This is a genomic window from uncultured Kushneria sp., assembly GCF_947497025.1.
Classification (GTDB): Bacteria; Pseudomonadota; Gammaproteobacteria; order Pseudomonadales; family Halomonadaceae; genus Kushneria.
In genome coordinates this window covers 389468-403598 of the sequence record NZ_CANMFC010000003.1, presented here as the reverse complement: position 1 = coordinate 403598, position 14131 = coordinate 389468, and the positions used below count along the sequence as shown (strand labels likewise).

The window sequence follows — 14131 nt, the reverse complement described above, 5'->3', positions numbered from 1 at the left end:
CTACCATGATCACGCTTATGCTATCACGCTGACTGCCAGCGTCTCATGATAACGCCACCATGTTTGCCTGGCTGACCCTCTGTCATGAGTCAGCCAGGTCTTCCATACATGTCATGAATCAGATATTGCATCACGACGCCCACCCTGTTCCGGAAATTCCCGCTTGTTTTCAGCACGCCTACTGTTTCGCCGACGCCAGAATCCCGATGAGCCCCGCGTTCGCCTGGAACGCGAAGGGCGCGACCGCATCCGCCGCATTACCCAGGCGATGAACAAGGTCCCCTGGACCAACAGCGCCATGCAGATCCTTTGGGTCAGCGGTCCGGTGACGCTGCTGGGCGCCTGGGTGGGCTATCTGCTTGGCTATGGCCGTGGCCCCTCGATGGAAAACTACGTGTTTTTCATCAGCTACGCCCTGATCACGGGTCTTGCCGGGATCATCGCCAACTTTGCCCATCACCTGACCCGGGGGCGCAAGCATGAACGGGCCGCTGCCCGGGTATCCCAGGTGCTCGACACCCTGCCTGAGCTGGTACTGATCACCCGTAACCTGATCGTTGAAAGCCTTGAAGGCGACGCCCGTCGGCGCGAGGCCGCCGCCATGCTGCTGCGCAAGCATGATCTATCCCCTGAAGGGGTGGAGCTTGCCGCCCTTGAGCTGCTTGATGATGAGGAAAGCGCCCGACGCATTGCTCAGATCGACGTTTACCGGCGTATCGGCATGCAGTCCCGGATTCGTGATCTGGTCGCCCTGTACCGTGATCATATTGACCCGCGCCTCAACGAGCTGGCTGACGTGGCACCAGAGGCCATTTCGCTGCTGCGTGACCGCTTTGCAGGACGCGCGCCGGACCTGCATCAGGGTGTTGCTCGGGATGAAAACTTTATCGAACGCGTGCTGGCGGCCATCGAGCAGGATAACGAGCTCCTCATGACGCTGCAGGATGTCGAGGAGATGATCATTCTGGCCTTTGAGCTGCTCTGCGGCCGCCGTATTCCCATGCTGACCTTTGAGTATCGAGGACGATGGCATCTGGCTCGAGCGCTCGACGCGCTTGAACAAACCCGCTCTCGCTATCGCATCCAGCAGGCCACCGGCCTTTCGCGTCTCAAGGCATTGACCGTGTATCTGGCAGAGCAGTCGGGCACTCTGGTCGAGGACGCTGCCGCCGGCCTTCGTGCCGAAACCCTCACCGCCCGCTGCCGCCAGGCCATGGACGCTCTTGCCGAACAGATCGAGCATCTGGCCAGCGGCGTACAGCAGGGCCGCAACGACCTGCGCTCGGAGCTGCGCGAGCGTGCCGAAATTTTAACCAATGCCCTGAAGCTCTTTCGCAGTGTTCAGGAAAACTATGGTCAGATCGCACGCAGCCACGCCACGCTTATTCGTCACTCACAGCGCTGGGAGGCCATTACCGAACAGATGAACGATAAGGCCACGCATCTACAGGTTGGCCCGGGCAAGCGAGGACTTCGCATTCATGAAAACCATATCGAGCTGACCGATGGCGAAAAGGCACGCGTCTGCCGTCATCTGGCGCGCTATCTCAATGACACGCGCGCGGACCGCGAGCGGTATCACCAGCAGGACCATGGCACCCAGGGACCTGCCGCCAGCGGACATATCGCCATGGCCAAGCACCTGGCCATCGAGATAGCGCTCGCCCTTGAGCCGTATATTCATCTGTCGCGCCCGGAAGTTCAGCGCGCCATCAATGCCACCAATGCGGCCTATTTCGGTCATCTCGAGCCGGATCTGTCGGCAGCGGCCAAGACAGCCCTGGGGGCCGCCATGGTTAGCGAGATCAACGACGATCTGTCTCGCAGCGCCGAATCGCTGGCGATTGCTCTGGTGCGCCATTACCGGGTGGCGCTTGAACCCGAAGCAATCGAGTTTCTGATTCGACAGTACGGGGCACGGCCCTCAACGCTGAATATTTTGTCCAATATCGACCAGGCCACCCATCGCAACATCAGTCTGCTCAGCCAGCGTCCTGCGGGCATTGGCACCGTGCCAAGGCGCTGGTACCGGGCACTGATCAAGGCCAAAAGAGCATTGAACTAACATCATGCAACTGATTATTGCCGAAAAACCCTCGCTGGGCCGCGCCATCGCCTCGGCATTACCCGGACGTTTCAGTCAATCGGAAGGCGCGCTGAGCAGCGCTGACATCACGGTCAGCTGGTGTTTTGGCCATCTGCTCGAGCAGGCCGCACCGGAAGCCTACGATGAGCGTTTGAAGCGCTGGCGACTGGATGATCTGCCTATTATCCCTTCGAAGTGGAAGCTGATTCCCCGGCCAAAGGCCCGCGGACAGCTTACCATTCTGCGCCGCCTGATCGAGTCGGCCGACCGGATCGTCCACGCCGGCGACCCCGACCGGGAAGGCCAGCTGCTCGTGCAGGAAACCATCGAGTATCTGGGCTGGAAGGGGCCGATCGAACGCCTGTTGATCAGCGACATGAATACACCCGCCGTGAAGCGGGCCTGGCAGGCGCTTGAGGACAATGCGCGTTTTCAGCCGCTCTATCAGGCCGCTTTGACCCGCTCCCGGGCCGACTGGCTATACGGCATCAACCTGACCCGGGCATGGACGGTGACCGGCCAGCAGGCCGGCATCAAGGGCGTGCTCTCCATCGGGCGGGTACAGACCCCGCTGCTCGGCCTGATCGTGCGCCGTGACAGAACCATCGAGAAGTTTCAGCCGGTCGACTTCTATCCGCTATGGGCCGATTTTGCCACGCGCAATGGCACCGTTCGCGCCTGGTGGCAGCCGGGCGAGCAGCATCGCTTTGATGATCAGGGTCGTCTTCTGGATGTAACACCCGCTCAGGCACTGGCGACGAAGCTGCCCGACCAGCCCGCCATCATCAAAAGCGTTGAGCAAAAGCATCAGCGTCAGAGCGCGCCACTGCCGTACTCGCTCTCAACGCTTCAGATCGATGCGGCGCGACGCTATAAAATGTCGGCCCAGTCAGTGCTCGACTGTGCCCAGCGTCTGTATGAAAGGCACCGTCTGATTACCTACCCGCGCTCGGATTGCCGTTACCTGCCACGAGACTATCTCAAGGGCATCAACGCCACGCTGCAAAAGGCCTGTCAGGGTGATGACACGCTCAGGCAGTGGCATGCCGGCATCGACACCACTCGCGTGTCACGTGCCTTCAACGACAAGCAGATCGGCGCCCACCACGCCATTGCGCCGACCGGGCAGACGCCGAGCTGGCAGACCCTGAGCCGAGAGGAGCAAAACGTTTATACGCTGGTGGTACGCAACGTGCTGGCCCAGTTCTATCCTCCCTTTGAATACCGGGATACCCGCGTCACGCTGGAAGCGCTTGAAGAGTCCTTCATGACGAAGGGCCGTGAAATTCTTCAGGTCGGCTGGCGCGCGCTTTTTAATACGCCCGATGACGATGCCACTCTGCCGGCCATGACGCAGGGCGATACCGCTCGAGTCACGCAGAGTGAAGTACAAACGCGCCAGACGCGCCCGCCAGAACCCTTTACCGACGCCAGCCTGATCAATGCCATGACCCATGTGGCCCGCTATGTGACCGATGACACGGTACGGGCAACACTCAGGGAAACGGACGGCCTGGGTACAGAGGCCACGCGGGCCAGCATGATAGAGACACTTTTGACACGCGAGTATGTTTACCGCCAGTCAGGCGCCATTCGCGCGACCCAACGCGGGCGTGGCCTGATCGATGCCCTGCCCGAAAGTCTTTCCGGGCCCGAGCGAACCGCGCTCTGGGAGCAGCGTCTGTCACGCGTGCGAGAAGGCAGCGATACCCTGACCTCCTTTCTCGATGACATGGCAGCCGAACTCGAAACGCTGGTTAATGCCGTCGATGCCGCACGCCTTGGCCAGGCCATGCAGCAGGCCGGGGGTGAACAGCCCGCCTCGAGCGGGCACAAAAAAACGCCGTCACGCCGCGGAAAAAGCACGCGGCGTTCGACGTCGACTTCACGCAAGAGCACCGGACGAGGCACTTCAAAAGGTCGTACCAAACAATAACGATCGGTGCAGGGTGTCGGGTCACGCTTGACCTGCCACATCATCAATGAGTGCCTCATCCAATGAATGCCCCATAAAAAACCCGCCTCAGCGATTGCCGAGGCGGGTTAAAGACAGAATCATCTGTTAGCGCGACACGTGCTTATTTGGCAGCGTTATAGCGCTTCTCGACTTCTGCCCAGTTCACAACGTTCCAGAACGCCTTGAGATAGTCCGGGCGACGGTTCTGGTAGTTCAGGTAGTAGGCGTGCTCCCACACGTCCACACCCAGAATCGGCGTGGCATCATGACCGCCGTAAGTAGCGGAGGCCAGCGGGCTGTCCTGATTGGCAGTGGAAACGATTTCCAGCTTGCCGTTTTTAACCACCAGCCATGCCCAGCCGGAACCGAAACGGCCCTTGGCAGCTGTTTCAAACTTCTCTGCAAAGGCTTCGACACTGCCGAAGGTCTTTTCGATGTCATTCATCAGCGTCGGGAATTCCTTCAGGCCCTGCGCGTTGGGCGTCAGGATTTCCCAGAACAGTGAATGGTTGGCATGGCCACCGGCATTATTGCGAAGGGCGGTGCGCTGCTCTTCGGGAACGCGATCCAGCTGCTTGAGCAGCTCGGGCGCTTCGAGTCCGGCCAGATCTTCAGGAATCTTTTCCAGCGCAGCGTTTGCATTGGTCACATAGGTGTTGTGATGCTTGCCATGGTGAATTTCCATCGTCTGCGCATCGATATGGGGCTCAAGTGCATCAAATGCATAGGGCAGTTCGGGAAGCTTATAAGCCATGGTCAAACTCCTTGTTCGCTCGCGGAGCGGATTTAAACCGACAATTGCCTGTATTGCCTGCAATCGTCATGAAGTAGAGGGCGCAGGAAATGGCGGGCCACCCCTGCGCACGTCCTATAGACATTAGGTGCCAACGCCGACTTTTCAAGGTCAATGCCACAATTCTTTATGCGCCATTCGTGTCATTGCCCCAGCAGCGATGCTTAACCTGTATTGCGAAGCCCCGCCGAAATGCCGGCCATGGTAACCATCAGAGCGCGCTGCAGATCCGGGGAAATATCGCCCTCATGCTCTCGGCTTCGGTATAAAAGTTCGGCCTGCAGGCCGTGCAGCGGATCAATATAGGGGTTTCGCACATCCACCGCCTGACGAATCAGCGGCGCATGCTCCAGCAGATGGTCCTGCTGGCGAATGCGCAGCAGTGTCGCCTCGAGCCCTTCAAGGCGTGCCCTCAGAGAAGTTCCCAGCGCCCGGGAGTTGTCATCATCAATCAGGCGCTCTTCGTAATAGGCGTTGATCTCGCCATCCGCCTTGGCCAGCAGCATCTCGAGCATGTCCAGAAAGGTCCCGAAAAAGGGCCACTCATTCATCATCTCTCGCAGCCGCGCCATGCCCTCTTCGCTGTCACTGCGCTCGGCAAAGGCGGCATCGCTGCCCAGCCACGCCGGCAGCATCAGACGCGTTTGTGTCCAGGCAAAGATCCAGGGAATGGCCCGAAGGGTTTCAACGCCGCCTGTCGCACGACGCTTGGCCGGTCGGGAGCCCAGCGGCAGTCCGGACAGTGCCGTCTCCGGTGTTACGGCACGGAAATAGGGCACAAAGGCCGGGTCTTCTCGCACGATGCCCGAGTAGACCTGATGGGCACGGCTGGCCAGCTGATCCATCTCCTCACGCCACGCCTGCTTCGGCTCGATGGGCGGCAGCAGCGTCGCTTCCAGCACGGCACTGAGATAGATCTCCATGGAGCGCACGGCAATGCGGGGCTGACCGAACTTGAAGCGAATCATCTCGCCCTGTTCGGTGACCCGCAGACTGCCCTGCACCGAGCCCGGTGGCTGGGAGAGAATGGCGGCATGCGCCGGGCCGCCCCCACGGCCGACCGTACCGCCCCGGCCGTGGAAGAGTGTGAGCGTCACACCGTGCTCATCACAGACCCTGACCAGCCGCTCCTGAGCCCGGTACTGCGCCCAGGCCGCCGCCAGCTGTCCGGCATCCTTGGCCGAATCCGAATAGCCGATCATGACTTCCTGGCGGGCATCGATCAGCGCCTGGTACTCCGGCATGCCCAGCAGGTCGTTGATGACGTGGCCGGCACGATCGAGATCATCGAGCGTTTCGAAAAGCGGCGAGATGGGCAGGCTGACCCGACCGCCCACTGCCTTCATGAGCAGTGCCACCGCGAGCACGTCGCTGGCCTGACCGGCCATGGAAATCACATAGGAGCCCAGCGCCTCGCTGTATTCCGAACCAATGACCTCAAAGGTATCGAGCACCTCGCGGACATCATCGGAACAAGGCCACTGCGCGGGAATCAGCGGACGCGGCGAATTCAGCTCGTCGAGCAGGAATTTGCGACGGGCCGGCTCATCCCATTCGGCGTAGTTGCCCAGTCCCAGATACTGGGTCAGCTCCTCGAATACCTGCGTGTGACGGGTGGACTCCTGGCGGATATCCAGGCGCGTCATGGTGGTGCCAAAGCAGGCCACCCGGCGCAGTGTATCCAGCAACGCCCCGTTGGCAATCACATCAAGGCCACAGGCCATCAGCGAGTGGTAACAGGCTTCCAGCGGCGCCTGCAGCGCTTCCCGGGTCTCCACCGTGGGCCGCTCACCACTCCAGCCCTGCCCTTCCCAGATCATCTGCGCCTTGTCGCGGGTGGCCGCCAGCCGCTGCTCGAGGTCGCTGAGTACCCTGCGATAGGGCTCGGGACAGGGCCCTCCCGCCAGTTCGATCAACTCGGGCGTGGCTTTCCACATCGACAGTTCAAGGCGCAATTGCTGAACGTCGCGACGAAAGCTTTCCGCCGCGCGATGACGCTCAAGCAGCAGCACTTCACGCGTCACGGCCGACGTCACATTGGGATTGCCGTCGCGATCGCCGCCCATCCATGATGCAAACCGAATGGGCGCGGCTTCCAGCGGCAAACGGCGGCCGGCGCGCGTCAGCAGCAGCTGATCCAGCTCACGATAGAAGGCCGGCACGGCCTGCCACAGCGACTGCTCGATAACCGCCAGCCCCCAGCGAGCTTCATCCACCGGCGTTGGCCGCTCGGCGCGAATTTCGCTGGTATGCCAGGCCTGGCTGACCAGCTCGTTCAATCGACCCTGCAATTGATCCAAACGTTCGGGATACTCTTCACTGCCGTTGATGTCACGCAGACAGGTCTCGATGGCATCGTACTTGCGAATCAGGGTGCGTCTGACGACTTCGGTCGGATGCGCGGTCATCACAAGCTCGATGCGCATTGAGGCAATCCGCTCAAGCAGCGCCTCACCGTCATGGCCGGCCTGCGTCAGACGCTCAAGCAGCTCGTCCAGGCGTGGCTGGGTGCCGGGGCGATAGTCCTCGACCCGGCGAAAGCGGCCGCGATAGTGCTGTTCGGCCAGGTTGGCGAGATTCAGAAACTGGTTGAAGGCGCGCGTAACCGGCAGCATGCGCTCTTCAGGCAGGGTTCGCAGATAGTCGATCAGCTCGGCACGCGCACCGGCATCCTTGCGGCCCTTTTTGGCCAGTGCCCGGATTTTCTCGATCTGGTCGACAAACTCGGTGCCCAGATCGTCGGCAATGGTATGTCCCAGACTGTCACCGAGCAGACGCACATGCTCACGCAGGGAGGCATGAAGCACATTGTCTTCCAGCGCATTATCGTTATTGGAAACCTCCCCTGAAGAGACACCTTCAGAGGCAGAAGAAGAAACGTGTTGCATGAAAGACTCCGCGAGGCTCATGACAGGAATCAAGAGCATGACGCGGTCGGGAAACAACAACAACACTACAACAATGACTTACGACCAAAGTCGAAGCCCCGGTATTCCGATCGCTACGACTCGCGTTCGATACGCTTGGCGTCCTGCCAGTGCCGCTCCAGGCTATCAGGATCGGTGCTGTCGATGGCCTGTCCGCTGGCTCGTACGGCGCTTTCGACATGCCGGAAGCGGCTTTCAAAACGCTTGCCGGTGCCACGCAGCGCCTGTTCCGGATCGATATCCAGGTGGCGGGCCAGGTTGACAACGGCGAAGAGAAGATCTCCAAGCTCTGCGCTCATGTTCTCCTGATGACCGGCGTCGATTTCAACCTCCAGCTCGGCCAGCTCTTCCCGAATCTTCTCCAGCGCACCACGATGGTCAGGCCAGTCGAAACCTGCCCGGGAGGCACGGCTGGAGAGTTTATTGGCACGAGACAGCGCCGGGAGCGCCAGCGGAATATCGTCGAGAAGCGAGGTCGCCGCCCGCGCTTCACGCTCATTGGCCTTGCGTGCCTCCCAGCGCTGCCCGACCTTGGAAGTGTCCACGTGGGCCGCGGCCACGCCCTGTCGGCGCGAACCGAGATGGCCATCGGGAAAGACATGCGGGTGCCGGGCGATCATCTTGGTCGTCAGCACATGGACGATGTCGTGGAAATCGAAGCGCCCCTCCTCACGGCCAAACTGGGCGTAATAGAGAATCTGAAACAGCAGATCTCCCAGTTCACCCGGCAGCTCATCAAAGGCGCGCCGCTCGATGGCATCGGCCACTTCATGAGCCTCTTCGATCGTGTGAGGCACGATAGAGTCCCAGTGCTGGGCCACATCCCACGGGCAGCCCTGCTGCGGGTCGCGCAAGACCTGCATCAGGGTGAGTAGCTCATCGAGCGTGTAGCGTGCCTCTTGCATCGAAATACCCTTTTTCACCTTTCACCGTAAAATCGCGATCTAGACCGAATCCTTCAGGCTGCCACCGCCCTGACGCAGCCGACGGATATCGGTTACGTTGGTCAACTGCCCGATCCGGTTGACCACTTTTGACAGCACATCCAGGCCTGATACCTCGAGTGTGATTTTCAGCGTGGCCATGTGATCATCGCGGTTGGTCGACGTGTTAACGCCCAGCACGTTGACCTTCTCATTGGAGAGAATACCGGTGACATCGCGCAGCAGATTGGAGCGATCCCATGCCTTGATTTCAATATCCACCGGATACTGAATCGGCTGCTGCTGGCCCCATTCTACCTGCACGATACGGGCTGGCTCCTCGCTTCGAAGCTGCAGGATATTGGGGCAGTCCTGGCGGTGCACCGTGACGCCGCGTCCCTGGGTAATAAAGCCTACGATATCGTCGCCCGGCACCGGATGGCAGCAGTTGGCCATCTGCGTCTTGAGGTTGCCGACCCCGAGCACGGTAATGGTATCGGTGCTTTCGCGCACGCCCTGGCGCCGCGGTCGCGCCAGCAGACGGTCAAGTTCATCGACGTCTTCGGTTTCACCGAAAAGATGCTGCGCCTGGGAGAGCACCTGGCCAATGCGCAGGTCGCCGGCGCCAATGGCGGCGTACATGTCTTCGGCGCTGTTGTAATTGACCGCCTGGGCCAGACGCGTTCGATCCAGACGCTCAAGGTCCAGACGACGAAACTCGCGCTCCAGCAGAACCCGCCCTTCTTCCTCGTTTTGTTCGCGTGCCTGCAGCTTGAACCAGGACTGGATCTTGGCACGCGCCCGAGAGGTACAGACATATCCCAGCGATGGATTGAGCCAGTCACGACTTGGCCCACCCTGGGTGGCATTGAGGATTTCCACCTGCTGCCCGGTCTTCAATTGGTAGGTCAGGGGTACGATGCGGCCGTCCACCTTCGCGCCACGGCAGTGGTGACCCACTTCCGTGTGCACCCGGTAGGCAAAATCGATCGGTGTGGCCACCCGCGGCAGATCAATGACATGACCATCGGGCGTAAAGACGTAGATGCGATCCGGGGCGATATCGGAGTTAAGCCCTTCGGTCAGGTCGGTAAGCTCACCGACCTCTTCCTGCCACTCAAGCACCTGACGCAGCCAGGCAATCTTTTGCTCATAACTGCGACTCTTGGAGTCGACATCGGTGCCCTTGTAGCGCCAGTGCGCGCATACACCAAGCTCGGCGTCCTCATGCATGGCAAAGGTTCGAATCTGGATTTCCAGTACCTTGCCTTCCGGGCCGAAAACCGCCGTGTGCAGGGATTGATAACCATTTTTCTTGGGGTTGGCGATATAGTCATCAAACTCGTTGGGCACGTGATGCCAGAGCGAGTGCACGATGCCCAGTACCGTGTAGCAATCGGTCACCTCGGGAACAAGCACCCGAACGGCACGCACATCATAGACCTGGGAAAAATCGATGTGCTTGCGCTTCATCTTTCGCCAGATCGAATAGATGTGCTTGGCACGTCCGGACAGGTCATAGCGTGTGATGTTTTGCGCCTCGAGAAGACGCTTCAGGGTATCCACGACATCGTGAATGTAACGGTTGCGATCCAGCCGCTTCTCCGCCAGCTGTTTGGCAATGGTCTTGTAATCGCTTTCATGCAGGTAACGAAAGGAGAGGTCTTCCAGCTCCCACTTGATCTGACCGATGCCCAATCGATGCGCCAGAGGCGCATAGATATCAAAGACCTCGCGTGCCACTCGCAGGGCCCGCTCACGTGAGCCATCCTTGACCTGACGCAACATGCTGGTGCGCTCGGCAATCTTGATCAGGGCGACTCGAACATCATCGACCATGGCCACCAGCATCTTGCGCAGATTTTCCTGCTGATTGTGCTGGGTCATGCCCTGATGATCCGGCGCCTGCAACTGCGAGATGGCCGCCATGCGCAGTACACCGTCGATCAACCTTGAGACCTCTGCTCCAAACTCGCGCTCAATGACTTCCAGGCGCGTCAGGCCCTCTCGCACACTGCGGTACAAAACCGCAGCCGTAATGGCCTGCTGATCGAGCTTGAGCTCGCTGAGGATATCGGCCATTTCAAGACCGATACGAAAGGCGGAGTAGATATCACGCCAGGCAGGCTGCTGGCTGGCCGCCTCCTGGTTGATCTTCGCTGCAAATCGACACGCACGCTCAAGCTCGGCCGGGTCCTTGAGCGCGACTTCGCTTTGAAGGTGTGTCATCCAGGTCGTGATATCGACCCGTCCATCGGCATCGAGCGGCTGATCTTCACGAACCTTGACCATGTAACGCGATTCCCATCATGTCTTTTATGTAGGCTGACGCTCGAGCAGCACCAGCGATTCCAGATGTGCCGTCTGCGGAAACATGTCAGCTACGGCTGCCCTGACCAGACGATAGCCCCCGCTGATTAAAAGATGCACATCGCGTGCCAGTGTGGCCGGCTCACAGGACACATACAGCACACGTGAGGGTCCCTTGACGGCCAGCGACTGACAGATCCCCTGAGCACCGGCGCGCGGCGGGTCAAGCACGACAAGCGCGGCATCCTCAAGGCCGGCAGGCGCACTGGCCAGATCCGCACGGCGTGCTTCAACATGATCCGACACACCTGCTGCCTCTGCATTATCGCGCAGGCGTTGCACCATTGATTCCCGACCTTCGTAGGCGATGACTCGAGCCCCTGCAGCTGCAAGCGTCAGCGAAAAGTTACCCACACCGGCAAAAAGATCCACGACCGGCATTGCCTCACTCACTTCAGCCCATGCCAGCACCTGCGCTACCAACTGATGATTAACCTCGGCGTTGGCCTGCAAAAAATCGCCACTTCGCACATGGATGTTCAAAGCCTCGTTTCCGGGATGGGCACGATAATGGGGCCACGTGTCAGGGTGATAATCCAGACGCTCCAGAACCGGCGTGTCCCCTTCACCACAAAGAACGCTCAAAAGTATTTCATGCGTTCTGGCAAAGGCCTGCCAGCGCGCCAGATCGCCGGGCACACGCCGCAGCTGGCGCAGGGTGATCATGACGTGATCGTCTCCGGCCACCAGCTCGATATGTCCCAGACGCCGCGGCACTTCAAGGGTTTCGATCAAGGCACGCAGCGGCTCGATCAGCGCTTCAAGGCGCGGATCAAGAATCGGGCACTGTTCGATGTTGAACAGTCGATCCTGCCCCCGCACCCGGTAGCCCATATGGATGCGATCGTCACTCCCAACACGCACTCCCAGACGCGCGCGACGGCGATACCCCCACGCCTGTCCGGCAAGCGTTAGCGGTTCAGGCAAGGCAATGTCGTGACGCGCCAGATGCTCACGAAGCACCTGTTGCTTGTGGCGACGCTGCCCGTCAGTGGCCTGGTGCTGCAGATCGCACCCTCCACAACGACCAAAATGCGCACATCCGGGCGTCACGCGCTCGTCCGAAGCCTTGAGGATTCGGCGCACGTGACCTTCATCATACCGACCATGCTGGGTATGGACGGCCACCTCGATGTCTTCACCGGGCAGCGCCTGATCGATAAAAAGCGTCTTGCCCTCAGGATTGTGCGCCACGCCTCGCCCATCATGGGCCAGGCGCTCGATCACGACACTGCCTTCGTCGTCACGTCTGGCGCCCGGTGATTCCAGACGCTTGCGCGTCGCGGGGCGCTGCTGACGACGCTGTCCCAACATGGCCATGATCAGTGCTGCTCCGGGGCATAAAGACCGGTGGAGAGATAGCGATCCCCGCGGTCACAGACAATAAAGGCAATCACGGCGTTATCGACTTCACGCGCGATACGAAGGGCGCCGGCCAGGGCACCGCCCGAGGAGACCCCGGCCAGAATGCCCTCTTCACGCGCCAGGCGGCGCATGTGCTCTTCGGCTTCCTGCTGGCCGATATCGATGATTCTGTCGACCCGTGACTGCTCAAAAATGCTCGGCCGATAGGCCTCGGGCCAGCGCCGTATACCGGCAATGCTGGCACCATCCTCGGGCTGAAGCCCCACAATCTGGATCGCCTCGTTTTTCGATTTCAGATAGCGCGACACCCCCATGATTGTACCGGTCGTGCCCATCGAGCTGACGAAGTGGGTGATATTGCCCCCCGTCTGCTCCCAGAGCTCGGGGCCGGTGGTTTCAAAGTGCGCCAGCGGATTGTCATGGTTGGCAAACTGATTGAGCGGCTTGCCCTCACCGCGGGCAATCATGGCATCGGCCAGATCCCGCGCCCCTTCCATGCCCTGATCCTTCGTGACCTCGATCAGTCGGGCGCCGTAGGCTGCCATGGCCTGCTTGCGCTCGCTGCTGGCGCTGTCCGGCATGATCAGAATCATCTGATAGCCGCGGATGGCAGCCGCCATGGCCAGAGCAATCCCGGTATTACCGGAGGTCGCCTCGATCAGCGTGTCGCCGGGGGCGATCTCACCGCGCGCTTCAGCCTGGGTAAGCATCGACAGCGCCGGACGGTCCTTGACCGAGCCGGCGGGGTTATTGCCTTCAAGCTTGGCCAGCAGCGTATTGCTGCCCACCTGGATGCGCTTGAGGCGCACCAGCGGAGTAAGCCCGATGGTGGATTCAATTGTGGGATAATCCATGCAGCGCTCCAGAATCAACGGGATGCCAGAAAAGAGCCAATTATAGCGCGGCCCACTTAACGCTTGTGCCTTCAGGGCCGACGTCTTCAGGTCGGCTGCTCGAACGTGCTGAAGGTGCGCGCCTGAACCATCAGACGCTTCATCTCGCGAACCGCTTCGCCAAGACCGGTCAGTGCCGCACGCGACACAATGGCATGGCCGATATTGAGTTCATGAAACCAGGGCATGGCCGCGATGGCTTCCACATTGTGATAGTGAAGCCCGTGGCCGGCGTTAACGGTCATGCCAAGGGTATGGGCCATTTCGGCCGCCGCGGCGATACGGGCAAGCTCGATGTCACTGTCCTGACGTGACGCCTCCACCCAGGCGCCGGTGTGCAGCTCGATGACAGGGGCCCCGGCATCAAAGGCGGCTCGAATCTGATCCGGCTCGGGATCGATAAACAGCGATACCTCACAGCCTGCTGCCTTGAGACGCTGGCAGGCATGGCGAATGCGATCACCACCACCGACCACATCCAGCCCGCCTTCCGTGGTCAGCTCTTCGCGCTTTTCAGGCACAAGGCAGACATTGGCGGGCTTGAGACGCTCGGCCAGCGCGATCATTTCCTCGACCACGGCCATTTCGAGATTGAGGCGCGTATTGAGCATCTGCATGGCAAGCTCGATATCGCGGTCCTGAATGTGGCGGCGGTCTTCACGCAGATGCATGGTGATACCGTCAGCGCCGGCCTCTTCACTGACAAGGGCGGCCTGCACCGGGTCGGGAAACCGTGTGCCACGCGCCTGCCTCAGCGTCGCAATATGGTCGACATTCACGCCCAGCAGAATCCGGGGCGGCAGAATGTTGGCAACCT

9 protein-coding genes are annotated in these 14131 nt (G+C 60.4%); 2 read left to right on the top strand and 7 right to left on the bottom strand.

From position 1 onward, the window contains the following. Window positions 1-163: 163 nt before the first annotated feature. Both Q0931_RS07615 and Q0931_RS07610 read left to right on the top strand, forming a co-directional pair. Window positions 164-2065, top strand: coding sequence for a hypothetical protein (locus tag Q0931_RS07615; protein WP_299258891.1), 1902 nt, complete (start codon window positions 164-166; stop codon window positions 2063-2065). Between the two features lie 4 nt (window positions 2066-2069). Further along, complete coding sequence (locus Q0931_RS07610; RefSeq protein WP_299258889.1) at window positions 2070-4022, top strand: DNA topoisomerase III; 1953 nt, start codon at window positions 2070-2072, stop codon at window positions 4020-4022. A gap of 142 nt (window positions 4023-4164) precedes the next feature. On the opposite strand, the gene Q0931_RS07605 is transcribed toward Q0931_RS07610, so the two are convergent. From Q0931_RS07605 to pdxJ, 7 genes are all read right to left on the bottom strand, one after another. Next, window positions 4165-4797: a superoxide dismutase gene (locus tag Q0931_RS07605; protein WP_108843478.1), complete on the bottom strand. Its 633-nt coding sequence runs from the start codon at window positions 4795-4797 to the stop codon at window positions 4165-4167. A gap of 203 nt (window positions 4798-5000) precedes the next feature. Continuing rightward, complete coding sequence (gene ppc / locus Q0931_RS07600) at window positions 5001-7724, bottom strand: phosphoenolpyruvate carboxylase (RefSeq protein WP_299258887.1); 2724 nt, start codon at window positions 7722-7724, stop codon at window positions 5001-5003. Between the two features lie 113 nt (window positions 7725-7837). Next, window positions 7838-8668, bottom strand: a complete 831-nt coding sequence (gene mazG / locus Q0931_RS07595; protein WP_299258885.1) for a nucleoside triphosphate pyrophosphohydrolase — start codon at window positions 8666-8668, stop codon at window positions 7838-7840. 39 nt (window positions 8669-8707) lie between these two features. Beyond that, window positions 8708-10978 carry a GTP diphosphokinase gene (gene relA / locus Q0931_RS07590; protein ID WP_299258883.1) on the bottom strand — a complete coding sequence of 757 codons (2271 nt, stop codon included), beginning with the start codon at window positions 10976-10978 and terminating at the stop codon, window positions 8708-8710. Window positions 10979-11002: 24 nt separating this feature from the next. Then, entirely contained in the window at window positions 11003-12376 is a 1374-nt protein-coding gene (locus Q0931_RS07585; RefSeq protein WP_299258881.1) for an rRNA adenine N-6-methyltransferase family protein, read from the bottom strand. 2 nt (window positions 12377-12378) lie between these two features. Further along, window positions 12379-13275: a cysteine synthase CysM gene (cysM, locus tag Q0931_RS07580; RefSeq protein WP_299258879.1), complete on the bottom strand. Its 897-nt coding sequence runs from the start codon at window positions 13273-13275 to the stop codon at window positions 12379-12381. 86 nt (window positions 13276-13361) lie between these two features. Continuing rightward, entirely contained in the window at window positions 13362-14120 is a 759-nt protein-coding gene (gene pdxJ / locus Q0931_RS07575; protein WP_299259183.1) for a pyridoxine 5'-phosphate synthase, read from the bottom strand. Window positions 14121-14131 lie beyond the last annotated feature (11 nt).